Raw genomic sequence first — 24,825 nt, forward strand, 5'->3', positions numbered from 1 at the left:
CCGTATAGCGGAACGGTGCACCCGCCCGCCACGCTCCCGGCTTACGTTTTCCCACATGGTTGATGTGAACGGCGTCACAAGCCAGGCTGACCTGGCCGAGGGGACCCCGCCAGGCACGCGCCGGATGAAGGCGCCATGGGCGCCCCCCGACGGGGCACGGGTCGATCCGTCCGACACGCGTCAGGCCGGTCGCGCCACGGTCGCCGGTCCGCCCCGGGGCATCCTGCGGCTGGGCCACGTCGATGTGACGGTGACCGACCTCGACCTCGCCACCGCGTACTACACCGAAGTGCTCGGGATGGAGATCACGGCGCTGACCGAGGACTCGGTCTACCTCAAGTGCTGGGACGAGGAGGACCACCACTCGCTGCGGCTGCGCTATGCCCCGCGGATGGGCATGGACCTGATGTCCTTCAAGGTCCACCACGAGGACGACCTGGCCGACCTTGAGCACAAGGTCACCAGGTACGGCTTCCCGGTCGAGCGGATCAGCAAAGGGGAGTCGCTCGGCCAAGGGGAGTCGATCCGCTTCTCCACCCCGAGTGGGCACCACATGGAACTCGTCGCCGACGTCGAGAAGGTCGGCACCTCCCGCCTCCGGCGCGACCCGCTCGACCCCCAGCCGCGGGACAGGATCCGCCCGCCGCGGATGGACCACATGCTGATCACCACCGAGGAAGTCGGCGACTCGACGCGGTTCTACATGGACGTGCTCGGGTTCCGGATCACCGAGCAACTGCTCGACGGCAACGGCCACCAGCTCGGGACGTGGCTGGAGCGCTCGCACTCGCCGCACGACCTCGCCGTCGTCCACGGGGCCAACGGCGGCCTGCACCACTTCGCGTTCTGGCTCGACGAGTGGGACGACGTGCGCGACGCCGCGGATGTGCTGGCCTACAACGGAATCCAGCTCGACGTCGGTCCCACCCGGCACGGCATCACCCGCGGGTCCACCATCTACTTCTTCGACCCGCTCGGAACCCGCAACGAGGTCTTCACCGGCGGATACCGGCCGGACCCGGACTTCCCGACCCTGACCTGGACCGAGGACAACATCGGACGGGCCGTCTTCTACTACGAGGGCGAGCTCAACGACCGATTCATGAGGGTGCACACCTGATGACCATTCTGCGACTGTCCCATGTGGAGATCCGGGTCCCGGACCTCGAACTCGCCACCGCGTACTACTCCGAGGTCGTCGGCATGATCGAGACCGGGCGCGACGAGTCCCGGGTGTTCATGAAGTGCTGGGACGAGCACCAGCACCACAGCGTGGTCCTCACCTTGGAGCCCACGCACGGCCTGAACCACTTCGGTTTCAAAGTGACCGACGCTGAGGATCTCGACCACTACCAGGACCGGCTCGAAGCCGCGGGGGTCGCGGTCCGGCGGTATTCCGCCGACGAATGGGCCCCCGGCCACGGCGCGGCGATCCGCTTCACCCTCCCGAGTGGACACGAGATGGAACTCGTGCACGGGATGCGGCAGGTCGGCAACCTCCTTCCGCAGACCAACCCGCCGCCGCGCCCGATGGGTCTCGTCGGTATTGCGCCCCCGCGCGTCGACCACGTGTTCCTGACCGCCGAGGAGGTGGACACGAACACCCGGTTCCTCAGCGAGCACCTCGACTTCCGGCTCACCGAACAGGTTCTGGGCGATGACGGGTTCCAGATCGCCTGCTGGCTGGAGGTCTCGCACCGGTCGCATGACATCGCGTTCATCACCGGACCCAACCGCGGCCTGCACCACTTCGCCTACTGGGTCGACGGCTGGAACGACCTGCGCAACGCCGCCGACGCGTGCGTCTACCACGGGGTCAGCATCGAGACGAACCCGACGCGGCACGGGGCCACCCGCGGCCAGTGTCTCTACTTCTTCGACCCGGTGGGCAACCGGAACGAGATGTTCACCGGCGGCTACTGGGTCGACCCGGGTACCGAGCCGATCACCTGGACCGAGGCGGAGATGGGACGCGCGATGTTCTACTACGACGGCGTCGTCAACCAGCAGTTCCTCACGGTCCACAGCTGAGGGGCGGGCGATGACCATCGAGAACGGCATCGGCGCGCTGCCTCGCACCGAGCGACCTGACGCACCGGCGTACCTGACCCGCCACCTGTCCCGGAAGTCGGCGCCGGTCACGCCCGACCAGCCCGACGATGACGGCACCCCGCTGTACCTGCGGCGGTTCCGCGAGAAGGACCACCGCGCCGACCCGGTCATGTTCGACGGCAACGTCATCGGCGCGTCGCGCGCCTGGGCCGAGGTGACCCGCACCAAGGAGATCGTCCCCGAGCGGCGCGACCAGCACGCGGCGATCGACTGCGACATCTACCTGGTGCGCCACGGCGAGACCCAGGGCTATTCCTCGGAGTCGGGGCTCACCCCGCTCGGGTCATGGCAGGCGCATCGGCGCGGCCAGGAACTGGCCAGGCGGGTCACCGACGGCATGGCGGTCGAGCTGCTGTGCGCCCCGACGAACCGGGCCAGGCAGACCGGCGAGCACCTGCGCCGCGGCCTGCTCGACAACGCCGGGCTGTTCGGCCGCGAACCCGTGATCGGCGAACTGCACGACGACCGCAACTTCCGCAATTTCGAGGTCGCCACGCCCGACGGACCGCGCGACGTCACCAGCGCGTTCCGGACCTACCACCGGGTGATGGAGAAGTACGAGCGCGTCGGCCTCGGGGAGCGGCCCGGCTGGCTCGTCGACGTCGACCGGTTCTGGGGCATCCAGCAGGGCGGCGGGGACCCGATCACGCACTGGCTGACCATGCCCATGCTGCACTTCGAGCCGCCGGTGTCGTGCGTGCGCCGGTTCTGGCGAGGCATCCTCACCGCCAGGGCGAACACCGAGGCGCGCACCATCGTCGTGGCCACCCATTCCGGGCCGATCCGGGCGTTCGCCACCGCCGCCATGGGCTACGACCCGGGCGAGCCATTCAACACCGAGTTCGTCCGAGTCCGCCTCGTCGCGGGCGGGACAACCGCGCTGGTGCTCTACCGCAACCGCGTCCAGGAGGTCGTCATCCCCGACCTCGACGCGCTGCCGCCCAACTCCGACCCCCGTTTCCAGGAGTGACACCATGGCCGACCACCCCACCGCCGTCCTCTTCGACGACCTCTGTCCCGAGCAGCACGCGCTCGTCGGCGGGAAGTGCGCGTCCCTGGGCACGATGAGCCAGGCGGGTCTGCCGGTCCCGCCGGGCTTCGCGGTCACGACGCAGGTGTTCATCGACGCGCGGGCGGCATCGGGGCTCATGCCCCGCATCAAGGAGTTGATCGACGACGTCGACCTCACCGATCAGGCGGCACTGGCCCGCGCGGCCGTCGAGGCGCGCGAACTGGTGCTGAGCTGGGGGCTGCCCGAGGTCCACGAGAAGCGCATCCGGCAGATGTACGCCGACCTCTGCGCGCGCTGCGGTGTCGAAGACGTCCCGGTCGCCGTGCGCTCGTCGGCGACGGCGGAGGACTCGCCGGACGCTTCCTTCGCGGGCGAGCACGACACCTACCTGTGGGTGTGCGGGATCGACGCGGTGCTGGAGAAGATCCGCGCCTGTTGGGCGAGCCTCTACACCGATCGCGCCATCGCCTACCGCGAAGAGATGCACTACGACCACAACCACGTGGACATGGCCGTGGCGGTCCAGAAGATGGTCCGGCCGCGCGCGGCGGGGGTCGCGTTCACGCTCGACCCGTCGAACGGGGACCGGTCGGGCATCTGCATCGACTCGGCCTGGGGTTTCGGCGAGGGCGTGGTGTCCGGTGACGTCACCCCGGACAACTTCCTGGTCGACAAGGTCTTGTGGGCCATCAAGCGGCGCACGGTCAGCCCCAAGACCCACGCCCACCTCCTGGTCGACGGGGTCGACTGCCCCCGAGTGGACCGGGTGCCGCTCGACGCCGACCGGGTGAGCGTGCCGTCGCTGACCGACGAGGAGATCGTCGCCGTCGCCCGGCTCGCCAGGACGGCCGAGAAGCACTACGGGTGCGCGCAGGACATCGAGTGGGCCGTGGACGACGACCTGCCCAGCGGCGAGGCGATCGTCCTGCTGCAGGCCCGTCCGGAGACGGTCTGGAGCAAGCGGTCGCACGCCGTCGCCGCGAAGTCCGACCTCGTCTCCTCGATCGTAGACACCCTCGTCAACCCCTTGTACGCCAGGAAGGGGTCGCAGCACACCTGACACCGGGTCAGGTCGGCGGTCCACTCAGGACTGTCACCGCATCGATGTTCCACAGACCCGGAGGAGGGTCATCATGGCCGATCGTTTCCCCAGCCCCTTCGAGATCGCGACGCCGTCCGGCGCGGAAGGCTGGCAGCAGCTCTACACCTACTCGGCGCTGTTCTGCGAGGAGCGCCGCGACTACGAGGACGGCGGGTTCTGGTTCCACGACGGGGTCCACTGGCCCGAGGCGCTGACCCCCTGGGACACCACGTTCCTGGAGTTCGCGATCGCGTCGCTGTCGCAGTACAACACGCGCCACTACATGATCCCGCCCGCGTACGGCGTCGACTACCGCATCCTCAACGGCTACGTGTTCCTCAGCCCGGTCCCGGCGCCTGCGGAGGAGATCGAGAGCCGCGTGCCGCTGTTCATGGAGCGCGCGGGCTTCTACTTCGCCAACTGGGACCGGCTCTACGACGACTGGCTGGTCAAGATCCGCGACCTGGTGAAGCAGATGACCGAGCTGCGGATCGAGCCACTGCCCTCGATGGAGGACATCGAGGTGATCACCTCGGGCGCGGGCCAGGGCTCGGGCAACCACCTGCTCGCGTCGTACCACAAGCTGCTCGACCTGGCACTGACCCTGTGGCAGTACCACTTCGAGTTCCTCAACCTCGGCTACGCCGCCTACCTGGACTTCTTCGGGTTCTGCAAGGCCGCGTTCCCGTCCATCCCGGACCTGGCGATCGCCAAGATGGTCGCCGGGGTCGACGTCGACCTGTTCCGTCCGGATGACGAGCTCAAGAAGCTCGCCCGCCTCGCGGTGAGCACCGGCATCGACGACCGCTTCACCGGTGCCGATGTCGCCCAACTCTGGGGGCGGCTGGGCGCCGACGACGCCGGTCGGGCATGGATCGCGGAGTGGGAGCAGGCGGCCGAGCCGTGGTTCAACTTCTCCACCGGATCGGGCTTCTACCACTCGGACAAGATCTGGGTCGAGAACGTCGAGGTGCCGATCGGTTACGTCACCGACTACATCGTCAAGGTCAAGGACGGCGTCGACCTGGACCGACCGGTCGCGGCACTGCACGCCGAGCGCGACCGGGTCGTCTCGGAGTACAAAGAACTGCTCGACTCCGACGATGACCGCGCCGCGTTCGACGCGAAGCTCGGGCTGTCCCGGACGGTCTTCCCGTACGTGGAGAACCACAACTTCTACGTGGAGCACTGGGCGCATTCGGTGCTGTGGCGCAAGATGAAGGACCTGGGCGGCGTTCTCGTGTCGGCCGGGTTCATCGCCGAGCCGAACGATGTGTTCATGTTCCAGCGTTCGGAACTGTCCGACGTGCTCTTCGACATGTACGCGGGGTGGGCGATCGGCGCGCCGTCGCGCGGGCCCGGGTACTGGCCCGCCGAGATCCAGCGCCGTCACGGCATCCACAAGGCACTCAAGGGATGGTCGCCCCCGCCCGCCCTCGGCGTGCCGCCGGAGGTGGTGACCGAGCCGTTCACCGTCATGCTCTGGGGCATCACCTCGGACTCCGTCGCCGCGTGGCTCAACTCGGGAGAGGGCGCTGAGGAAGGCACCCTGAACGGGTTCGCCGCCTCCCCGGGGCTCGTCGAGGGCCCGGCCCGCGTGATCTCCTCCGCCGACCAGATCGGTGAGATCCAGGACGGCGAGATCCTTGTCGCCCCGCTCACGGCGCCGTCGTGGGCCCCGGTGTTCGGCAAGATCAAGGCCACCGTCACCGATGTCGGCGGCATGATGAGCCACGCCGCCATCGTCTGCCGCGAGTACGGCCTGCCCGCGGTCACCGGCACCGCGTTCGGCACCAAGACCATCAAGACGGGCCAGCTGATCCGCGTCGACGGCAACAGCGGCACCGTCACCGTCATCGACTGACGCCCAGTCCCACACGAGCAAAGGAGACAACCGGCATGCTCACGGTCGAGCAGAACGAAGAGCTGACCAGCGTCGGACCCGGTACGCGGATGGGCGAGCTGTTGCGGCGGTACTGGTACCCCATCGCGTTCGAACAGGACTTCGACACCAAGCCCAGCAAGACCGTGCGGCTGCTGGGGGAGAACTGGACGCTCTACAAGACCCCGTCCGGCCGCTACGGGATCATCGGCGAGGCATGCCCGCACCGCCGAGCGTCGCTCACCTACGGGGTCGTGCACGAGGACGGCATCCGGTGCGGCTACCACGGCTGGAAGTACGACTTCACCGGTCAGTGCGTCGAGCAGCCCGCCGAGAACGACAACACCACTTTCCGCGACAAGATCAAGGCGAAAGCCGGGTCGGCGCAGGTGATGGGCGGCATGGTGTGGGTCTACATAGGACCCGGCCCGGTGCCGGTGCTGCCGCGGTTCGACGTCTATGTGCTCGACGGCATCCGCGAGGTCGGCACCGCGACACTGCCATGCAACTGGTTCCAGATCATGGAGAACTCGGTCGATCCGCACCACGTCGAGTGGCTGCACGGCTACTACTTCGAGTTCCTCGGCCAGACACAGGGATTCGAGGCGCCCAAGTCCTTCCAGAAGAAGCACATCAAGGTCGCGTTCGAGGAGTTCGAGTTCGGCATCATCAAGCGTCGCGTTCTCGAGGGCCACAGCGAGGAGAACGACGACTGGGCGGTCGGGCACCCGCTGATGTTCCCCTACGGCATGCGCGTCGGCGGCCAGTGGATCGACCAGATGCAGATCCGGGTGCCGATCGACGACACCACGACGTGGAAGCTGTTCTACACACTGCACCACCCCGAGGGCGGGCAGTGGGAGAAGCAGGACCGGCCGGTCGTCTACGAGTTCCCCTTCCGCGACGAGCACGGCGAGTTCATCACCGACTACGTCGAGGGCCAGGACGTCATGGCCTGGGTCTCCCAGGGCGCGATCACCGACCGCAGCCAGGAGCACCTCGGCCGCTCCGACCAGGGCGTGGCGATGCTGCGCAAAATGTTCAAGGAGGCGATGGCGGCGGTCGAAGACGGCGAGGACCCGCCCGGCGTGGTCCGGGAGGAGCACGACGTCATCACGCTGCCGTGCGAGAAGGACAAGTTCGGCGCGGGCACGGAGTTCACCGACGCGTGGATCAACGGCGGATCCATGCGCTACAGCCCGATCCGCGAGCAGCTGCTCGCGCTGCACCGGGACGCGGCGGCGGCACGGGAGAAGGTCGGGTCCGGTGCGTGACCTGACCAAGATCGCGGAGCGGGCGGCCCACCACGGGCCGATGCCCACGCTGCCGCCCGACCCGCACCGGCTGCCGCCGCCCGGCGACTGGTTCGCCTCCGACGCCGCCCACCACCTGCTGGACCGGCCGAGGTTCTGCCCGATGTGCGCGGCGTCGCTGGACGGCGGGCTGGTCTCCGAGTGGTGGAGCGGTGCGGACCGCGTCTTCCTGACCTGGTGTCGGACCTGCCGGTGGACGGGGAACGTGGTGCAGTTCACCCAGGCCGTCATCGAGGAACCGGAGCACTGATGGGCGCGCCCGCTCTCATTCTCGACTTCGGCGGCCCGGTGCTGCTGACGCCGTTCGAGCTGGTCGCCGACCAGCCGGGAACACCGGCGTACGACCTGCTGCACGGACGCGGGCCGCTGGCCACCCCCGACCACCCCGACCCGGCGTGGCAGGACCTGCAGGACGGGCGGATCACCGAGCGGGCGTACTGGGCCGACCGGTCGCGGGAGTGGCACGCGGCGGGCGGCCACGAGCCCGACATCCGGGCGATGATCGCCCACCTCTACGAGCCCCCGCGCCGGGAGCTGATCCGGCAGGCGGCCAGGGACCTGGTGTGTGACGCGCGGGCCGCCGGGCACCCGGTCGCCATCCTCACCAACGACCTGCGCGCGTTCCACAGCCAGGAGTGGGTGGACCGGATCGAGATCGTGGGCGACGTCGACGTGGTTGTCGACGGCTCGGTGGAAGGGCACCTCAAGCCCCATCCGCGGCTGTACGAGCTGCTGTCCGAACGGCTCGGCGTCGACTTCGCCGACATGGTCTTCCTGGACGACCAGCTGACCAACATCAGGGGCGCGCAGGCGCTGGGCATCACGTCGGTGTGGTTCGACCCCGCCGCCCCGGACGGCGCGTTCACGGAAGTCCGGGCCCGGCTAGGACTCGCGGAAGGTGAGTTCGATGGTTGAACAGCGCGAACTGCGGGTCTCGCAGATGACCTGGGAGTCCGACGGCGTCGTCTCGCTGCGCCTGACGCGCATCGAGAACGACAACCCGCTGCCGGAGTGGGAGCCGGGCGCGCACATCGACATCTATGTCCCCGACGGCACGACGCGGCAGTACTCGCTGTGCGGGGACCCGGCCGACCGGTCCTTCTGGCAGATCGCCGTCCTGCGGGAAGCCGAAGGGCGGGGCGGCTCGGCGTTCGTGCACGACGAGCTGCGCGTCGGCGACCGGCTCCTGGTGACCCGGCCGAAGAACCACTTCGCCCTGGAGGAGGCCCCGTACCACGCGCTGATCGCGGGCGGCATCGGGATCACGCCGATGATGGCGATGGCCGAGCGGCTCGCCCGCGAGGGCCGTCCCTTCCATCTCACCTACGGCGGGCGGGCCGCGGACTCCATGGCGTTCCGCCGCAGACTCGCCGCGCTCGGCGACCGGGTGACGTTCCTCGCCGAGGACACCGACGGCCGCCCCGACCTCGAAGCCATCGTGAAGGCGGTGCCGGACGGCGGGCTGCTGTACGTGTGCGGCCCGGTCGGCCTGCTGCGGGCGGTGGAGAAGGCCGCCGAGACCGTCCATGGTCCCGACCAGGATCTCATCCGGTTCGAGCTGTTCACCCGCACCGGGGTGGAGCCGCGCGAGCCCGCCGCCGTCGACTCCGACACCTACGAGCTGGTGCTGGTGAAGTCCGGCCACACCCTGCGCCTGACCCCGGAGGCGAACATCCTCGACGTCGCGCTCGCGCTGGGCATCGAGGTCGAGAACGACTGCCGCGACGGCATCTGCGGGTCCTGCACGACCCAGATCGTCTCCGGCACGGTCGACCACCGAGACCTCGTGCTGACCAAGAAGGAGCAGGCCGCCATGGACACAATGATGGTCTGTGTCTCCCGCCCGACCTGCCCCCGGCTGGAGTTGAACCTCTGATGGACGCACTCACCCGCGCGGAAGCGGCCAGGAAGCTGCTCGACGCGTACGAGTCCGGCAAGCCGATCGCGCCGCTCACCACCACCTACGACGATCTGTCCCTTGAGGACGCCTACGCCATCCAGCTGCTGCAGATCCACGAGCTCACCAGCGCGGGCCGCGTGGTCAAAGGGCACAAGGTCGGCCTGACCAGCGCGGCCATGCAGCGGCTGCTCGGCGTGAACGAGCCCGACTACGGTCACCTGCTCGACGACTTCTTCTACTTGGAACACGCGCCGATCCCGCTGAACCGATTCGTGCAGCCCCGGATCGAACCGGAGGTGGCGTTCGTCCTGAAACGCCCGCTGCGGGGGCCAGGAGTGACGGTGCATGAGGCGATCGCGGCCGTGGACTTCGTGTTGCCCGCACTGGAGATCGTGGACAGCCGGATCGAGGACTGGCGCATCGGCCTGTTCGACACGATCGCCGACAACGCCAGTTCCGGCGCCGTCGTCCTCGGCTCCAATCCGACCCCACTGGACACAGTGGACCTTCGGCTCGCTGGTGCCGTGATGACCCGCAACGGGTCCGTCGTCGGCACCGGCGCGGGCGGCGCGGTGCTCGGCTCGCCCATCACCTCGCTGGTGTGGCTGGCAAACACCGTCGGGGCCAGGGGAGTGACGCTGGATGCCGGGCACGTGATCCTGCCGGGCTCGGTGTGCGCCATGGTCCCCATCGTCGCCGGTGACACCTTCGCCGCCACCTTCGCCGGGCTGGGCACCGTCACCGCCCGGTTCGCCCGCAGCTGAGAGGACGCAAATGAAGAGCAAGGCCACGGCGGCCATTGTCGGGTCAGGGAACATCGGCTCAGACCTGATGTTCAAGCTGATGCGCCGCAGCGAGATCATCGAACCGCGGTTCATGGTCGGCGTCGACCCGACCTCCGACGGCCTGCGGCGCGCCGCGCGGCTGGGCCTGGAAGCCAGCCACGACGGCGTCGACTGGCTGCTCAGCCGCGACGACCTGCCCGACGTCGTCTTCGAGTGCACCTCGGCGAAAGCGCACCAGGCCAATGCGCCGCGCTATGCCGAGGCGGGGATCCTGGCCGTCGACCTGACTCCGGCGGCCGTGGGCCCCTACCTCTGCCCGCCGGTGAACCTGTCCTTCAACCTCGACGCGATGAACGTCAACATGATCACGTGCGGCGGCCAGGCCACCGTGCCGATGGTGCACGCGGTCTCGTCCGTCGTGCCCGTGCCTTACGCCGAGATCGTCGCCTCCGTGTCGAGCCGTTCCGCGGGGCCCGGCACGCGGGCGAACATCGATGAGTTCACCGACACCACGGCGTCGGCGGTGGAAGCGGTCGGCGGTGCCGAGCGCGGCAAGGCGATCATCATCCTGAACCCGGTGGAGCCGCCGCTGATGATGCGGAACTCGGTGTTCTGCGCCATCCCGCCCGAGGCGGGCGAACCGGGCGACGTCCAGGACAAGATCTTGGAGTCGATCCACGCGATGGTCCGCACCGTCCAGGAGTACGTCCCCGGCTACCACCTGCGGGCGGATCCCCAGTTCGAGCCCGCCCGGGAGTCTTGGCGCGGCCAGGCCCGGGTGTTCATCCCCATCGAGGTGCGCGGCCGCGGCGACTACCTGCCCGACTACGCGGGCAACCTCGACATCATCACCGCCGCCGCGGCCAGGGTCGGGGACCTGATGGTCGCCCACCGGCTCGGCGTCGAGACCACCTGGAAGCCCGCCGAACTCGCCGAGAAGGCAGGAGTGTGACCCATGGGTGACATGACCATCCGACCTGAGGACGTCCCCGTGGTGACCGGTGAGGTGACCGAAAGCGAGATCCTCGCGAACACCCCGGCAGCGGGGGGCGAGACGGACCTGCGGATCACCGACTCGACATTGCGCGACGGGTCGCACGCGATGAGCCACCAGTTCACCGAAGCGCAGGTGCGCGGGGTGGTCGCCGCACTGGACAGCGCGGGCGTCCAGGTGATCGAGGTCAGCCACGGCGACGGGCTGGGCGGGTCGAGCTTCAACTACGGCTTCAGCCTCGTCGACGAGTTCGACCTCATCGCCGCCGCGGTCGACGAAGCGACCCGCGCCAAGATCGCCATCCTGATGCTCCCGGGATTGGCGACGATGCGCGACCTCAAACGCGCGCGCGCCGTGGGGGCCTCGGTGGCCAGGATCGCCACCCACTGCACCGAAGCGGACGTGTCGATCCAGCACTTCGGCGAGGCCCGCGCGCTCGGGATGGAGACCGTCGGGTTCCTCATGCTCGCTCACCGCGCGAGCCCGGAAGTGTTGGCGCGGCAGGCAAGGATCATGGTCGACGCGGGCGCGCAGTGCGTCTACGTGGTCGACTCGGCGGGCGCGCTCGTGCTGTCCGATGCCCAGGCCCGCGTCCAGGCCGTGGTGGACGAGATAGGCCCGGACGGCGCGCAGGTGGGCTTCCACGGCCACCAGAACCTCAGCATGGGCATCGCGAACTCGGTGCTGGCCTACCAGTCTGGTGCCCGCCAGATCGACGGCGCGCTGTGCGCGCTCGGCGCGGGCGCCGGGAATTCGCCGACCGAGGTGCTGGCCGCGACCTTCGAGCGGATGGGGATCCGCACCGGTGTCGACCTCGGCGAGGTGCTCTCGGCCGCCGAGGAGGTCGTTCGCCCGTTCATCCCACGGCTGCCCTGGATGGACCGCGCGTCGATCACCCAGGGCTATGCGGGCGTCTACTCGTCGTTCCTGCTGCACGCCGAGCGGGCCGCCGAGCGGTACGGCGTGCCCGCGCACGCCATCCTGCAGAAAGTGGGGGAGTACGGCTACGTCGGCGGCCAAGAGGACATGATCATCGACGTCGCGCTCCAACTGGCGCAGGAGCGCGACCTCGCTGCGGTGGGAGCCCGGTGATGGGCGCGCGGTGGGACGTCGAGTCCGTGGCGGCGGAGTTGCTGCGGTGTGAGGACGAGCGGACCGCGCGCCCGCCGTTCTCCGACGAGTGGCCCGAACTCGACCTGGAGACCGGCTACGCGATCCAGGACCTGAACCTGCGCGCCCGTCTCGGTCGTGGCGAACGGCTGATCGGGGTCAAGCTGGGCCTGACCAGCCGGGCCAAGCAGCAGCGGATGGGCGTGCACGTCCCGTTCGTCGCCTGGCTGACCGACGCGATGATCCTGCCCGCCGGGGATCCGGTGCCGGGGTCACGCCTGATCCACCCGCGGGTCGAGCCGGAGATCGTCTTCTTGATGGGGGAACGGCTGGAGGGCCCCGGTGTGGGCTGCGCCCGGGCCATGTCGGCGGTCGCGTCGGTATGGGCGGGAGCCGAGGTCATCGACAGCCGCTACCGGGATTTCCGGTTCACCGCGGGTGATGTGGCGGCGGACAACGCGTCGTCCGGCGCGTTCGTGACCGGGCCGGTCGGGGTGCCGCCCGACCGGCTCGACCTCTCCCTGGAAGCGGTGCTCGTGGAGGTCGACGGCGTGGTCGTCGACTCCGCCACCGGCGCGGCCGTCCAGGGGCACCCCGGCGAGGCGCTCGCGCTGGCCGCGAACGAACTCGCGCGGCGCGGCCACGCGATCGAGCCGGGCTGGATCGTCCTCACCGGGGGGATGACCGACGCCGTCCAGGCGCCGCCCGGGGTGTCGGTGGCGATGCACTTCACCAACCTGGGCTCGATCTACCTCAACGGCGGGGAGTCCTGATGCCGTTCATCGAGGTGACGCTCGTCGAAGGCCGCAGCCCGGAACAGTTGCGGGCCCTGATCAGCGGACTGACCCGGGCGGCGGCGGAGGCCGTCGCCGCGCCCCTGGCGAGCATCCGCGTCGTCGTGCGCGAGGTGCCCGCGACGCACTGGGCGGCAGGCGACGTGACCATCGCCGAGCGCGCCACCGACCAACAGGGAGGCACACCATGAGGCAGTTCTTCGGCCATGTCATCGACGGGGAGGAGGTCCCGTCCGTCGACGGCGGCACCTTCGAGGTGTGGAACCCCTGGACGCGGCAGGTGTGGGCGGACGCGGCCGAGGGGACAGCCGAGGACGCCGCCCGGGCGGTGACGAGTGCGCGGCGCGCGTTCGACGAGGGACCGTGGCCCCGGCTGGGCCGCGCCGCCCGGGCCGCGGCGATCCACCGGCTCGCCGACGTGATGGAGCGGCACGCCGACGAACTGGCCACACTGGACACGACGAACATGGGCAAGCCCTACGCGCAGTCCATGCACGACGTGGCCCGGTCGGTGTCGAACTTCCGGTTCTTCGCCGACCACCAGCGCGACCACTGCGGTGAGGTGTACCCGATGGACACCGGGCACCACACCTACAGTGAGTACGGCCCCGCTGGGGTGGTCGCGGCCGTCAGCCCGTGGAACTTTCCGCTGATGATGGCGACGTGGAAGATCGCCCCGGCGATCGCGTGGGGGAACACGTGCGTGATCAAACCGTCGGAGGACACCCCCGCTTCGGTCACGCTGCTGGGCAAACTCGCCATCGAAGCCGACCTGCCTCCCGGCGTCATTAATGTCCTCAATGGACACGGCACGCCCGCGGGCTCGTCGCTGGTGGCCGACGACCGGGTCGACCGCGTGACGTTCACCGGGTCCTCGACCACCGGCAAACACGTGATGGCCTCGGCAGCCGCCCACCTGGCGCCGGTCTCACTCGAACTTGGCGGCAAGGGCGCGAACATCGTGTTCGACGACGCCGACCTCGACAACGCCGTGCGGTGGGCGGTCGAGGCGATCTTCCGCAACTCGGGCCAGATCTGCCTGGCAGGCTCGCGCCTCTTCGTCGCCACACCGGTCTATGACGAGTTCATGGCCCGGTTCATCGAGGCCGCGGAAGGCCTGACCACCGGCGACCCGTTCGACCCCGCGACGCGATTCTCCAGCCTGGCCAGCAAGAGGCACTTCGACAAGGTCTCGGCGTATGTCAACGGCGTCGACCTCGACGGTGGCAAGGTCCTCACCGGTGGGATCGTCGAGGACGGCCGTTGGCTGGTGCGTCCCACCGTCATCACCGACCTGCCGCTGACCGCCCCGGCGTACCGCGAGGAGATCTTCGGCCCGGTCTGCGTCGTCAACCGCTTCGATACCGAGGATGAGGCCGTCCACCTGGCCAACGACACTCGCTACGGCCTCAACGCGATGCTGTTCACGGAGAACCTCTCCCGCGCGCACCGAGTGGCGTCCCGGCTCCGCGCGGGAACTGTCTGGGTGAACTGCTTCTTCATCCGCGACCTGCGCACCCCGTTCGGCGGGGTCGGCGACTCCGGCGTCGGCCGCGAAGGCGGCACGTTCAGCCGCGAGTTCTTCACCGAACCCAAGGCGGTGGTGATGCAGATCGACCGCGGCAAACAGGAGGTCGTGTCTGACAGATCGCGCCAGCGATAGCCGCGCCGAGGCGGCCCCTGACGGCGCGGCCGGAACGCCCGAGTACAACACCGGTACGAGGGCATTCCGGCCGCACCGCCAGGAACCACCTCGATCACGACTCTCGCCGCGGCGATCTGTCAGACACGACCTAGCTTGAGTTTAACCTTCGGGTGCTGGTCGGCGACCCCTGTTGATCATGGGTGTAGCCCTTGGTTGATCATTCCTCTTGCGACAGAAGGAAGATCAAGACAAGGGCTACGGTGATCAGTGTGCATCACGCCGATGGCGGGGTGGGCGTCGGGGAGCTGTGCGGGTTCCGGCGGGAGTTCCATGGGTGTTTGACCCGGCGGGCGGACGCGTTGTTCGAGCTGGCCGACGCGGTGTTGTGTGCCGATGGGCCGGTGCGTTCGGTCGCGGAGTTGTCGCTGGTCGCGGAGCATCGCCGAGGTCATGGCAGCGGTTACGCGGCGCTGGCGCAGGGCCGGGTGGACCTCGACCGGCTGCGTTGCGCGGTGGCCGCGGTGTCGGTGCCTCGGGCCGCGGGCGGGCGGTTGGTGCTGGCGGTGGATGTCACCTGTTGGCTGCGCCCGGAGGCCCACACCTCGCCGCAGCGGGTGCTGTGTCACACCTACGGGCGCGGCAAGGACACCCACATCATGGTGCCGGGCTGGCCCTACTCGGTGATCGTCGCCCTGGAGGCCGGGCGTGGCTCGTGGACCGCGCCGTTGGACGCGGTCCGGCTGGCGCCCGGTGATGACGCCGCGACCGTCACCGCCGGGCAGGTGCGTGGCGTGGTGGACCGGCTGATCGCGGCGGGGCAGTGGCGGCCGGGGGATCCGGAGATCCTGCTGGTGGCCGATGCGGGCTACGACGGTCCCCGTCTGGCCCACGTGCTGGCCGACCTGCCGATCACCGTGCTGGTGCGGATGCGTTCGGACCGGGTCCTGCGCCGTCCCGCGCCACCGCAGCCGCCTGGCACCCTGGGCAGGCCCCGCCGCCACGGCGGCGAGTTCGCCTTCGGTGACCCTGACAGTTGGGGCGAGCCCGAGGTCACCACACGGACCGAGACCCGCCTCTACGGCCCCGCGCACGTCCGGGCCTGGGACCGGCTGCATCCCCGGCTGACCCACCGCATCGCCTGGGCAGACCACACCGGGAACCTTCCGATCCTGGAGGGAACCGTGATCCGCCTCGAAGTCGCCCGCCTGCCCTCCGGGGCGATCCCCAAACCCGTGTGGCTCTGGCACTCGCGGACCGGACTCACCACCGGCGAGGTCGACCGACTCTGGCAGGCATTCCTGCGCCGGTTCGACATCGAGCACACCTTCCGCATGCTCAAACAGACCCTCGGCTGGACCACCCCGAAACTCCGGTCCCCGCAGGCGGCCGACCGATGGACCTGGCTACTGCTGGCCGCCTACACCCAACTACGCCTCGCACGCGGTCTCACGGCCGACCTGCGCCGCCCATGGGAGAAACCCGTCGCGGCACAAACACTGTCCCCAGCCAGAGTCCGGCGCGGGTTTCGGAACCTGCGCCCACATCTGGCCCGCCCTGCCGGTGTCCCGAAACCCTCACGACCCGGCCACGGCCGCCCCGCCGGAGTCCCCAACCACCAGCCCGCGGCCCGCCACGACGTGCACGTCATGACCAGCCCAAACAAACAGAAACCCGCCCACGGCAAGAAGGCAAAGTCCACCAACCCACGACCCCGCCGCACAGGTTAAAACTCAAGCTAGTGTCCTGCGCCGGAAATCCGACATCTATCTCGGCGGCCCAGCTTCCCGCTGGCCGCACGGACGAAAGGCCCACGGACAACCAGTACGAGGACCTTCCGTCCGCACACCCAGCGGAAACCTGGACCACCGATATAGACGCCGGATTTCCGGCGCAGAACACTAGCTCAGCGCCGGATGATGCCGAGGTCGGTGGCGGTCGCGACGGCCGAGGTGCGGGAGTTGACGCCGAGTTTGGTGTAGATCCGGGCCAGGTGGGACTTGACGGTGCCCTCGGTGAGGTGGAGACGGGCGCCGATGGCCTGGTTGGAAAGACCGTCGGCGACCAGGACGAGTACTTCGGCCTCGCGGCGGGTCAGGCCGGTGCCGGGGGTGCGCAGGCGGTTCATGAGCCGGTCGGCGACGGCGGGGGCGAGGGCGGTGTGGCCCGCGGCGGCGGTGCGCACCGCGGCGGCGAGATCCTCAGGCGGCGCGTCTTTGAGGAGGTAGCCCATGGCGCCCGCTTCGATGGCGGGCAGGGTGTCGGCGTCGGTGTCGTAGGTGGTGATGATCACGACGTGGGGGGCGCCGGGACGGGTGGTGATCGCGGCGGTGGCTTCGGCGCCGGTCATGCCGCCTTTGAACCGCAGGTCCATGAGGACGACGTCGATGTCTCCCACGGTGGCGCGGGCGACGGCATCCTCCGCGGTGGCCGCCTCGGCCACGACCACGAGGTCGGGCTCGGTTTCCAGCACGGCGCGCAGTCCGGCGCGCACCACGGGGTGATCGTCGGCGAGCAGGAGGCGGATGGGGGTCACGGGCTGTCCTCGGTGTCGCTGTCGGGTGGGGCGAGGGGCAGCCGTGCGGCTAGGGCGGTGCCGCGGCCTGGGGCGGTCTCGATGGTGAAGGTGCCGCCGAGGGCGTGCGTGCGCGAGCGCATGGCCGCCAACCCGAACCCGCCGCCATCGGTGGCGGGGACCGGGAGGCGGCCGGGGTCGAAGCCGGTGCCGTCGTCGACGACGTCCACGGCGACGTGGTCGTCGAGGTAGCTGAGGGTGACGTCGGCGGTGTGGGCCCTGGCGTGGTGGACGGTGTTGGCCAGGGCTGACTGGGCGACGCGCAGCAAGGCGACCTCGTGGGCGATGGGCAGCGGTGCCGGGTCGCCGGTGAGGTGGAAGCGGGTGGTGAGCCGGTGGCGGGCGGAGGTGGTGGCGCACAGGCGTTCCAGCGCGTCGGCCAGGGTGGTCTCCTCCAGCGCGGGCGGCGCGAGGGCGGCGACGAAGCGGCGGGCCTCGGCGAGGTTGTCCACCGCCGACTGGCGGGCCTGGTCGACGTAACCCGCGGCTTTCTCGGGCTTGTCGGGCAGGGCGCGTTCGGCGGCGCGCAGCAGCAACTGGATGCTGGACAGTCCTTGGGCCAGCGTGTCATGGATTTCTCTGGCCAAGCGTTCGCGTTCGCTCAGCACTCCGGCGGTGTGCTGAGCTTTCGCCAGGTCGGCGCGGGTGGCGGTGAGTTCGTCGATGAGCAGGCGCCGCTGTTCGCTTTCCCGGTAGAGGGCTTGATAGCCCCACACCACCGCGACCGCCACCGCGGCGCCGAGGGCGGGGCCGATCGCGATGGCCGGGGTGAAGGCGCCGGTGTGCGCGGCGAAGCCGGTGATCGCGGCCACCGCCGTGGCCGCCACCGCCGCCAGCCCCACGCGGCGGGACAACAGGTGGAGTTGGAGGAAGTACAGCGGGAAGGCGATCCACACCGCGTCGGCGGACAGGACCAGCAGCGCCACCCACACGCCGCCGACAGCGGCCGACCACACCGCCGCGGCGCGGCCCGACGTGCGCACCCGCGGGATGAGTGGACCCACCGCGTACACCAGCCCCAGTACCGCGGCGAGCGCGAAGACGGCCGCGGTGTCCGGCGCCCCGGCGAGCGCGGCCCGGCCCGCGGTGAGCACGAGCAGGCAGGCGACCAGCACGTGCAGGCACCAGGTCAGCACTCGGCTGGTCGGGGTGAGGGCAGGAGCGGTCGCGTCCACAGTTCTCCCAGCTTAGATGCGCACCCACTGGGTCGGCCTCTGTCGAAAGTGGTAACTCCCGGGTGTCCTTTCGAGCCGTCGAATGCCGTCCTGCGCCAGATGGCGGCGCGTGCGGCAGGGACGACAGTGGAGGCACACCGGCCATCACCGTCGAAAGGCAGACCACGCCGTGTTCGTCGCACTGAGAGACCTGAGGTTCGCCAAGGGCCGCTTCACCCTGATCGGCGTCGTCATCGTGCTCATAACCCTGTTGGTGGGCCTGTTGTCCGGGCTGACCGCGGGCCTCGGACAGCAGAACGTGTCCGCGATCACCGACCTGCCCGCCGACCGGATCGTTTTCACCGCGCCCGCCGATGGACAGGATCTGTCCTACTCGGACTCAACCGTCACCGACGCGCAGTGGCGGCACTGGGCCGCCACCCCCGGCGTGCTCCTGGCCGAACCCTTGGGCATCACGACCACCAGGGCCACCGCGGGCAACCGGAGCGCGGCGGTCTCGGTCTTCGGCGTGCGGCCCGGCTCCGCCATCGCCCCGGACAGCGACGCGATCGACGACCGGTCGGTGGTGCTGTCCATCCCCGCGGCAGCCGGACTCGGCCTCACGACCGGCGACACCGTCAACCTTGCCGGGCAGGACCTGACCGTCGCCGCCGTGCGGGGTGACGCCTCCTTCAGCCACACCCCGGTCGTGTGGGCCAGCCTCGCCACCTGGCAACACGCCGCGCCGCCCGCCGCGGGCGGCATCACCCCCGCGGCGACGGTCATCGCGCTGAAGACCGCCTCCGACACCGACTTCGACGCCGCCGACGCCGCGGCGGGCACCCGGACCGTCGCCAAGGCGGACTCGTTGTCCGCCATCGGCTCCTACAGTTCCGAGAACGGCTCCCTGCAACTCATGCGCGGCTTCCTGTTCGCCATCTCCGCACTGGTCATCGGGGCGTTCTTCACCGTCTGGACCATCCAGCGCAGCGGCGACATCGCCGTCCTCAAGGCCCTCGGCGCCTCCACCGCCACCCTGCTGCGCGACGGGCTGGGGCAAGCCATCGTCCTGCTGGTGGGCGGCACCGTGATCGGCACCGCCCTCGCCGCCGCCATCGGGACCTTCATCGCGGGTGGCACCGTGCCGTTCCTCCTCGAACCCACGACCATCCTCACCCCCGCCGCCACCATGGTCCTACTCGGCGCGCTCGGCGCGGGGCTGGCCGTTCGCCGCATCACCACTGTCGACCCACTGACCGCACTGGGGAGCGCACGATGAGCCTGACCCTGACCGACATCACCCTCACCTACCCCGACGGCGACACCCGGCTGACCGCCCTCGACCGCGTCACCCTCGACGTGCCCAGGGGCACCATGACCGCGGTGATCGGGCCCTCCGGCTCCGGCAAGTCCAGCATCCTCGCCGTGGCCGCCACCCTCATCACCCCCGACTCCGGCACCGTCACCATCGACGGCACCACGACAACGGGCATGAGTCGTGGCGCGCTCACCGACCTGCGCCGCCACAAGATCGGCATCATCTTCCAGCAGCCCAACCTGCTGCCCGCGCTCACCGCCGCCGAACAACTCCAGGTCATCGACCAGATCAGCGGCCACAAACCAGCCAAGGCCCGGCACCGGGCGCTGGAACTGCTCGACGCGGTCGGCCTCGCCGACCTGGCCGGACGCCGCCCCCACCAGCTCTCCGGCGGGCAACGCCAACGCGTCAACATCGCCCGCGCCCTGATGAACAACCCCACCGTGCTGCTCGTCGACGAGCCCACCAGCGCACTCGACCACGACCGCGGCGCCGCCGTGATCGACCTCATCACCCGCCTGACCCACCAACAGGCGACAGCCACCGTGTTGGTCACCCACGATCGCAGCCACCTCACGGCCGTCGACCACATCGCGAGGATCCACGATGGCCGCCTCCAGCCGGCAGCGTCTGCGTCCCTCACATAGCCGCCCAGCCGCCGTTCGGGTCGGCCGATATCCGGCCTGCGCGGGGGGGGGGGGGGGGGGGGGGGGGGGCTCAGCTCTCGGTGACCTCGTGGGCGGTCAGGCCGAGCATCGCCAGCAATTCGGCGCAGTCCGCGACGTCGTGGGCGTGGGCGGCCACCACCCGGGCGGCACGCGCCCGCTCGTGGGGAGTGTTCACAGTCGCTCCACTGGCGACAGTCGGCAACATGTGCCCCAGTTCCCTGACCGAGTCCAGACGTTCAACGGACATGGGTCGCCGCCCATCGACGGTGCTGCGCCAGATTCTCGGTACAGGTGCGGATGATCTCGCCCGGCGGCACCGCGACACTCGCGACCGCGGGGACCGGCACAGGGTCTGTCGTCGTCATGGGCACGCTCCGACAAGGTCCGTCGACACTACACCGAACACCGTGTGAACAGGCACAACGAGCCCGCGCCCCGATCGGAACGCTTTCCGCGATATGCGTGTGAAGTTGACCGAGTGGGTTTGGCAGGTCGCCGCGTATCCTGGATGCGAGGCCAGTGGCAGCGAGCCTGGCGGTCGAATCCGATCGTCAGCTGCCGACGGTCCGTGCCGCCCCAGACCCCGGCGGTTGTGAGTCGACATGCGGTGCCGGGGAGGTTTGGTGGGCGGCCGGTCTCGGTTGGTGCGCGGCTACGTCGCAGAACACATGGCAGTCCTGCGGTCGCCGCTGTCGGTCGCGGTGATCTGTGGGGCCGCGGTGGCACGGTTGCCGGTCATCGGCGCGGCGGTGTCGGTCCGCACCGAGCTGGTCGACTCGGAGCTGGTGCACGCGACCGGGTCACTCAGCGGCGAACTCGAAGAGCTGCAGCTGACCCTGGGCGAGGGCCCGTCAATGGATGTCCTGGCAGGCGCCCGCGCGATCCTGGTCAACGATCTGCGGGACGCGTGGTCAGTGGCTCGCTGGCCGATGTTCGGCCCGCAGGCGATCGAAGCGGGCGGGCGGGGGTTCTTCGCACTGCCTATCCGGCTGGGCGCCATCCGGGTCGGGGTCCTCGCGTTGAGCACACCGGTGGCCGCGCCGTTGCCCACCGACGCCGTGGCCGACGCGTGGGTGCTCGCCGAACTGGCCCTTGAGGTGCTCATTGACACTGGTGCCGCCATCGATCAGTTAGCCGGAGTGCCCGGCTCGGGCAGGCCGGAGGTTCATCAGGCCACCGGCATGGTGTCCGTCCAACTGGGAGTCGGGATGGCCGAGGCGATGACCCGGTTGCGGGCCAGGGCGTTCGCTGACGGCCGTCAGCTGTCCGAGATCGCGGCCGATGTGGTGGCGCGAAGACTACGATTCGACCGTGAGGACCGGGTATGACAGGTCCTGAGCCCACTACGACCTCGACGGCCCCGGAGGTGGGACCGATGCGTGATCAGCACCTGGCTGAGACGTTCGTGGAACTCGCCGACACCCTGGTCGACGACTTCGACCTGATCGAGTTCCTGCACACCCTGGTCGATCGCTGCGTGACGGTGCTCGATGTGTCCGCGGCCGGGATCATGCTGGTGGACTCGGCCGGGCAGCCGCAGGTGATGGCGTCCTCGACCGAGCACGTCCGGCTGCTGGAGCTGTTCCAGCTGCAGAGTGATGACGGACCCTGTCTTGAGTGCTACCGCACCGGTTTCGCGGTCAGCTGCCCCGACCTCGGCGAGGCGACCGAGCGGTGGCCGCGGTTCGCTCCCGCCGCGGTCGAGCACGGCTACCGAAGTGTGCACGCGCTGCCGATGCGGTTGCGGACGCAGGTGATCGGGGCGATGAATCTGTTCCACCGCGAACCGGGCAGGCTGGCGGCCTCCGTGACGCGGGTCGGACAAGCCATGGCCGACGTCGCCACCATCGGTCTCATCCAGGAGCGGCTGCTGGTCCAGCAGGACATCGTCATCGATCAGTTGCAGACAGCCCTGAACCACCGGGTCGTCATCGAGCAGGCAAAGGGAATCCTGGCCGAACGCCATGGTGTCGATCCCGCCGAGGCGTTCGCCCTGTTGCGACGGCATGCCCGAGCACACCGCCGCCAGGTCACCGACCTGGCGCTCGCCGTCATCTCAGGGGCGGTCGAACTCCCACAAGTGTCCGGTTAAGGAGGTTTAGTCCGGCTGGGATCAGCCGAACCTATGAATGGACAGTCGCCCCGGACCCTGGCGACAGCGATCGCAAGCCATCCGGAGGTACGTAGTGACTGTCGCACTCGAAAGCCTTGGGCCGCCCGCGCGCGGCGGTCCGGAGCCGATGCTCGACGGGGAGAAGACCCGAACCCAGACCGTGTTGGTCAAAGCCTTCGCCATCATCCCGCTGGTGGCGCTGGTGGCTGCCGTCCCGGTGGCCTGGGGCTGGGGGTTGGGCTGGATCGACGTCGGAATAGCCCTCTTCTTCTACACCTTGACCTGCCTGGGCATCACCGTCGGATTCCACCGGCACTTCACGCACGGCGCGTTCAAGGCCAATCGCGGTCTGCGGATCGCGCTCGCGGTGACGGGGAGCATGGCCATGCAGGGTCCCGTCATCGGCTGGGTGGCCGACCACCGCCGCCACCACGCCTACGCAGACAAAGAGGGTGACCCGCACTCCCCGTGGTTGTACGGGACGACACCGGGCGCGCTGGCCAAGGGATTCATCCACGCGCACATGGGCTGGCTGTTCGACCGCGAGCAGACCAACGCCCGCCGCTTCGCTCCCGACCTGCTCGCCGACGCCGACATTCGACGCGTCGACCGGCTCTTCCCGGCGCTGTCGGTGGTCACCTTGCTCGCACCCGCGGTGATCGGTGGGCTGGCGACAGTGTCATGGTGGGGGGCGGCCACGGCGTTCTTCTGGGCCAGCCTGGTCCGGGTCTCGCTGCTGCACCACGTGACCTGGTCGGTCAACTCGATCTGCCACATGCTGGGCGAGCGACCGTTCGACGCCAGGGACAAGTCCACGAACTTCTGGCCGCTCGCCGTTGCCTCAATGGGCGAGTCCTGGCACAACTCGCATCACGCCGACCCCACTTGCGCACGCCACGGCGTCCAACGCGGACAGGTCGACATCTCCGCTCGGGTCATCTGGGCTCTCGAGAAGCTCGGTTGGGCCACTCAAGTCCGTTGGCCCACGGCTGAACGGCTTGCCCGGAAACTCAAGTCATCCCCGGCTGGGGCCTAATCGATGGACGTGGGTCGGCTCGTGCGTGCGGCGAGCAGTCCCAGGATGATCATCCCCGCGCCGAGTCCGAGGTGCAGCCAGTTGTCGGCGTCGTTGACGGGGACAAAGTTGGCCGCGCTGTCGTGGTCGATGACCATGCCGTAGATCCACAGGACCAGGTAGATGGCCCCGCCGCCGATCAGAAAGGCTCGTGCGCCGCTCACGGTGCGCGCCAGACCGAGTCCGACCAGCCCGAACGCCGCGTGCACGAGGTTGTGCAGGATCGAGACGTTGAACAGGCCGAGCAGCAGCGCGCCGGACTCGTGTCCGGCGAACTCAAGCTGGTCGTAGTTCGTCGTGGCGCCGGGAATGAACCCGAGGATCCCGACCAGAAGGAAAACCGCCGCGACCGCCGCGGCGAGGAGTTGTCCGGGGTGCCGACCGCCGACGACTTGGCGGGCTCCGGTGTCGTGGGATGCCATGACCGTCTCCCTTCCACCGCCGCCAGGGGAGGGATCGCCCGCGTGGTCGACGGTTTCGATCACTCAACGGTAACCCCTGGCGCACGCATGCGCACGCCGTGTCGACCCGATTCACTCCTTGCCAAGAGGTGCGCGGGTCGGTCACAGCGTCACGTCCCACAGGCCGAGCTTGGGTGGAGTCCATTTGGTGGAGTCTGAACCGTCGAAGTCGACGTCAGGTCGCCACCGGCAGGTCGGCCAGGCGCCACTCGAGCATGCCCTCCGACAGCCTGCTCGCCCGGCGGCCCTGTGCGGTGAGCAGACGGACGGCGTCGTGGGCGAAGACGCAGTAGGCGCCGCGGCAGTAGGCGACGATCTCTTGGTCGGCGGGGAGTTCGGCGAGTCGCTGGGGGAGTTCGTCCAGTGGGATCGATACCGCGCCGGGGATGTGGCCCGCGGTGTACTCCTCGCGTGGGCGGACATCGATCACCGTGACCTCGCCGCGTCGGGCTCGGCGCAGCAGTTCCTCGCGGGTGACCTCGTCGGTGTCCGGCCCGAGGTAGGCGGCGCGGGCGGCCTCGGCGTCGGGGAGGCGGTCGCGGGCGACGGTCCGGACCAGCGCGAAAAGCGCGGCGACGTCATCGCCCGCGAGTCGGTAGTGGATTTTCGTCCCCTCGCGTCGGGTCGCGACGAGGTTGGCCTGTTTGAGGGTCTGCAGATGGGACGAGGCCGTGGTGAGGCCGAGATCGGCGGCCCGCGCTAGTGCTTCGACGGTGCGCTCGCCCTGGGCGAGCATGTCGAGCAGCTCCAGCCGCTTTCCGCTGCTCAGCGCCTTGCCGACGCGGGCGAACTGGTCGAACAGGGCGGTCTTCGCGGCACGGTGACCCATACTTCTC

At 69.6% G+C, this 24,825-nt stretch carries 26 protein-coding genes; 21 read left to right on the forward strand and 5 right to left on the reverse strand.

Annotated elements, in window-relative coordinates; translation table 11 throughout:
* Window positions 1-55: 55 nt before the first annotated feature.
* The 16 genes from BN1701_RS07550 (at window position 56) to BN1701_RS07625 (ending at window position 16,355) form a co-directional block, all read left to right on the forward strand.
* Window positions 56-1,120, forward strand: coding sequence for a catechol 2,3-dioxygenase (locus tag BN1701_RS07550; protein WP_231949522.1), 1,065 nt, complete (start codon window positions 56-58; stop codon window positions 1,118-1,120).
* On the forward strand, window positions 1,120-2,031 hold the full coding sequence (locus BN1701_RS07555; RefSeq protein WP_054046797.1) for a catechol 2,3-dioxygenase: 912 nt from the start codon (window positions 1,120-1,122) through the stop codon (window positions 2,029-2,031). Before BN1701_RS07550 ends, BN1701_RS07555 begins: the two co-directional genes overlap by 1 nt.
* A gap of 10 nt (window positions 2,032-2,041) precedes the next feature.
* Window positions 2,042-3,082, forward strand: coding sequence for a histidine phosphatase family protein (locus tag BN1701_RS07560; RefSeq protein ID WP_054046799.1), 1,041 nt, complete (start codon window positions 2,042-2,044; stop codon window positions 3,080-3,082).
* Between the two features lie 4 nt (window positions 3,083-3,086).
* Complete coding sequence (locus tag BN1701_RS07565) at window positions 3,087-4,184, forward strand: PEP/pyruvate-binding domain-containing protein (protein WP_054046801.1); 1,098 nt, start codon at window positions 3,087-3,089, stop codon at window positions 4,182-4,184.
* A gap of 73 nt (window positions 4,185-4,257) precedes the next feature.
* Window positions 4,258-6,069, forward strand: a complete 1,812-nt coding sequence (locus tag BN1701_RS07570; RefSeq protein WP_054046803.1) for a PEP-utilizing enzyme — start codon at window positions 4,258-4,260, stop codon at window positions 6,067-6,069.
* A 35-nt stretch (window positions 6,070-6,104) separates the two neighbouring features.
* Complete coding sequence (locus BN1701_RS07575) at window positions 6,105-7,361, forward strand: aromatic ring-hydroxylating dioxygenase subunit alpha (protein WP_054046806.1); 1,257 nt, start codon at window positions 6,105-6,107, stop codon at window positions 7,359-7,361.
* Complete coding sequence (locus tag BN1701_RS07580; protein ID WP_231949523.1) at window positions 7,354-7,650, forward strand: hypothetical protein; 297 nt, start codon at window positions 7,354-7,356, stop codon at window positions 7,648-7,650. Before BN1701_RS07575 ends, BN1701_RS07580 begins: the two co-directional genes overlap by 8 nt.
* Window positions 7,650-8,315 (forward strand): HAD-IA family hydrolase, encoded by a 666-nt coding sequence (locus BN1701_RS07585; RefSeq protein WP_054046808.1) that lies wholly within the window; start codon window positions 7,650-7,652, stop codon window positions 8,313-8,315. Before BN1701_RS07580 ends, BN1701_RS07585 begins: the two co-directional genes overlap by 1 nt.
* Window positions 8,308-9,276, forward strand: a complete 969-nt coding sequence (locus BN1701_RS07590) for a PDR/VanB family oxidoreductase (protein WP_054046810.1) — start codon at window positions 8,308-8,310, stop codon at window positions 9,274-9,276. The genes BN1701_RS07585 and BN1701_RS07590 overlap by 8 nt, the downstream gene beginning before the upstream one ends.
* Window positions 9,276-10,064, forward strand: coding sequence for a 2-keto-4-pentenoate hydratase (locus BN1701_RS07595; protein ID WP_054046812.1), 789 nt, complete (start codon window positions 9,276-9,278; stop codon window positions 10,062-10,064). Before BN1701_RS07590 ends, BN1701_RS07595 begins: the two co-directional genes overlap by 1 nt.
* Before the next feature lie 10 nt (window positions 10,065-10,074).
* Window positions 10,075-11,037: an acetaldehyde dehydrogenase (acetylating) gene (locus tag BN1701_RS07600; protein ID WP_054046814.1), complete on the forward strand. Its 963-nt coding sequence runs from the start codon at window positions 10,075-10,077 to the stop codon at window positions 11,035-11,037.
* 3 nt (window positions 11,038-11,040) lie between these two features.
* Entirely contained in the window at window positions 11,041-12,171 is a 1,131-nt protein-coding gene (gene dmpG, locus BN1701_RS07605) for a 4-hydroxy-2-oxovalerate aldolase (protein ID WP_082859701.1), read from the forward strand.
* The gene (locus tag BN1701_RS07610) at window positions 12,171-12,962 is read left to right on the forward strand and encodes a 2-keto-4-pentenoate hydratase (RefSeq protein ID WP_054046816.1); all 792 of its coding nucleotides are present in this window, start codon (window positions 12,171-12,173) and stop codon (window positions 12,960-12,962) included. Before dmpG ends, BN1701_RS07610 begins: the two co-directional genes overlap by 1 nt.
* Entirely contained in the window at window positions 12,962-13,174 is a 213-nt protein-coding gene (locus BN1701_RS07615) for a tautomerase family protein (RefSeq protein WP_054046818.1), read from the forward strand. Before BN1701_RS07610 ends, BN1701_RS07615 begins: the two co-directional genes overlap by 1 nt.
* Window positions 13,171-14,646 carry an aldehyde dehydrogenase gene (locus BN1701_RS07620; RefSeq protein ID WP_054046820.1) on the forward strand — a complete coding sequence of 492 codons (1,476 nt, stop codon included), beginning with the start codon at window positions 13,171-13,173 and terminating at the stop codon, window positions 14,644-14,646. The genes BN1701_RS07615 and BN1701_RS07620 overlap by 4 nt, the downstream gene beginning before the upstream one ends.
* Before the next feature lie 251 nt (window positions 14,647-14,897).
* Window positions 14,898-16,355 (forward strand): NF041680 family putative transposase, encoded by a 1,458-nt coding sequence (locus BN1701_RS07625; protein WP_172803202.1) that lies wholly within the window; start codon window positions 14,898-14,900, stop codon window positions 16,353-16,355.
* 176 nt (window positions 16,356-16,531) lie between these two features.
* On the opposite strand, the gene BN1701_RS07630 is transcribed toward BN1701_RS07625, so the two are convergent.
* Both BN1701_RS07630 and BN1701_RS07635 read right to left on the reverse strand, forming a co-directional pair.
* Window positions 16,532-17,161 carry a response regulator transcription factor gene (locus tag BN1701_RS07630; RefSeq protein ID WP_054046823.1) on the reverse strand — a complete coding sequence of 210 codons (630 nt, stop codon included), beginning with the start codon at window positions 17,159-17,161 and terminating at the stop codon, window positions 16,532-16,534.
* A complete protein-coding gene (locus BN1701_RS07635; RefSeq protein ID WP_054046825.1) occupies window positions 17,158-18,375 on the reverse strand; it encodes a sensor histidine kinase in 1,218 nt (405 codons plus the stop codon). Before BN1701_RS07635 ends, BN1701_RS07630 begins: the two co-directional genes overlap by 4 nt.
* A gap of 169 nt (window positions 18,376-18,544) precedes the next feature.
* Here BN1701_RS07635 and BN1701_RS07640 point away from each other — a divergent pair, with 169 nt between their 5' ends.
* Window positions 18,545-19,633 (forward strand): ABC transporter permease, encoded by a 1,089-nt coding sequence (locus BN1701_RS07640; RefSeq protein WP_054046827.1) that lies wholly within the window; start codon window positions 18,545-18,547, stop codon window positions 19,631-19,633.
* Window positions 19,630-20,319, forward strand: a complete 690-nt coding sequence (locus BN1701_RS07645) for an ABC transporter ATP-binding protein (protein ID WP_054046829.1) — start codon at window positions 19,630-19,632, stop codon at window positions 20,317-20,319. The genes BN1701_RS07640 and BN1701_RS07645 overlap by 4 nt, the downstream gene beginning before the upstream one ends.
* A 70-nt stretch (window positions 20,320-20,389) precedes the next feature.
* Here the strand turns inward: BN1701_RS07645 and BN1701_RS37785 are convergent, their stop codons facing one another.
* A complete protein-coding gene (locus tag BN1701_RS37785; protein ID WP_255364610.1) occupies window positions 20,390-20,515 on the reverse strand; it encodes a hypothetical protein in 126 nt (41 codons plus the stop codon).
* 448 nt (window positions 20,516-20,963) lie between these two features.
* On the opposite strand from BN1701_RS37785, the gene BN1701_RS07655 reads away from it, so the two are divergent.
* From BN1701_RS07655 to BN1701_RS07665, 3 genes are all read left to right on the forward strand, one after another.
* A complete protein-coding gene (locus BN1701_RS07655; protein ID WP_157367811.1) occupies window positions 20,964-21,668 on the forward strand; it encodes a GAF and ANTAR domain-containing protein in 705 nt (234 codons plus the stop codon).
* Window positions 21,669-21,715: 47 nt separating this feature from the next.
* On the forward strand, window positions 21,716-22,432 hold the full coding sequence (locus tag BN1701_RS07660) for a GAF and ANTAR domain-containing protein (protein WP_054046836.1): 717 nt from the start codon (window positions 21,716-21,718) through the stop codon (window positions 22,430-22,432).
* 148 nt (window positions 22,433-22,580) lie between these two features.
* Complete coding sequence (locus BN1701_RS07665) at window positions 22,581-23,489, forward strand: acyl-CoA desaturase (RefSeq protein ID WP_054055702.1); 909 nt, start codon at window positions 22,581-22,583, stop codon at window positions 23,487-23,489.
* Here BN1701_RS07665 and BN1701_RS07670 read toward each other — a convergent pair.
* Window positions 23,486-23,950, reverse strand: coding sequence for a DUF4383 domain-containing protein (locus tag BN1701_RS07670; protein WP_054046838.1), 465 nt, complete (start codon window positions 23,948-23,950; stop codon window positions 23,486-23,488). The genes BN1701_RS07665 and BN1701_RS07670 overlap by 4 nt on opposite strands.
* 214 nt (window positions 23,951-24,164) lie before the next feature.
* Window positions 24,165-24,818, reverse strand: a complete 654-nt coding sequence (locus BN1701_RS07675) for a metalloregulator ArsR/SmtB family transcription factor (RefSeq protein WP_054046840.1) — start codon at window positions 24,816-24,818, stop codon at window positions 24,165-24,167.
* Window positions 24,819-24,825: the final 7 nt, after the last annotated feature.

Origin of the sequence: Alloactinosynnema sp. L-07 (assembly GCF_900070365.1) — a bacterium.
Classification (GTDB): Bacteria; Actinomycetota; Actinomycetes; order Mycobacteriales; family Pseudonocardiaceae; genus Actinokineospora.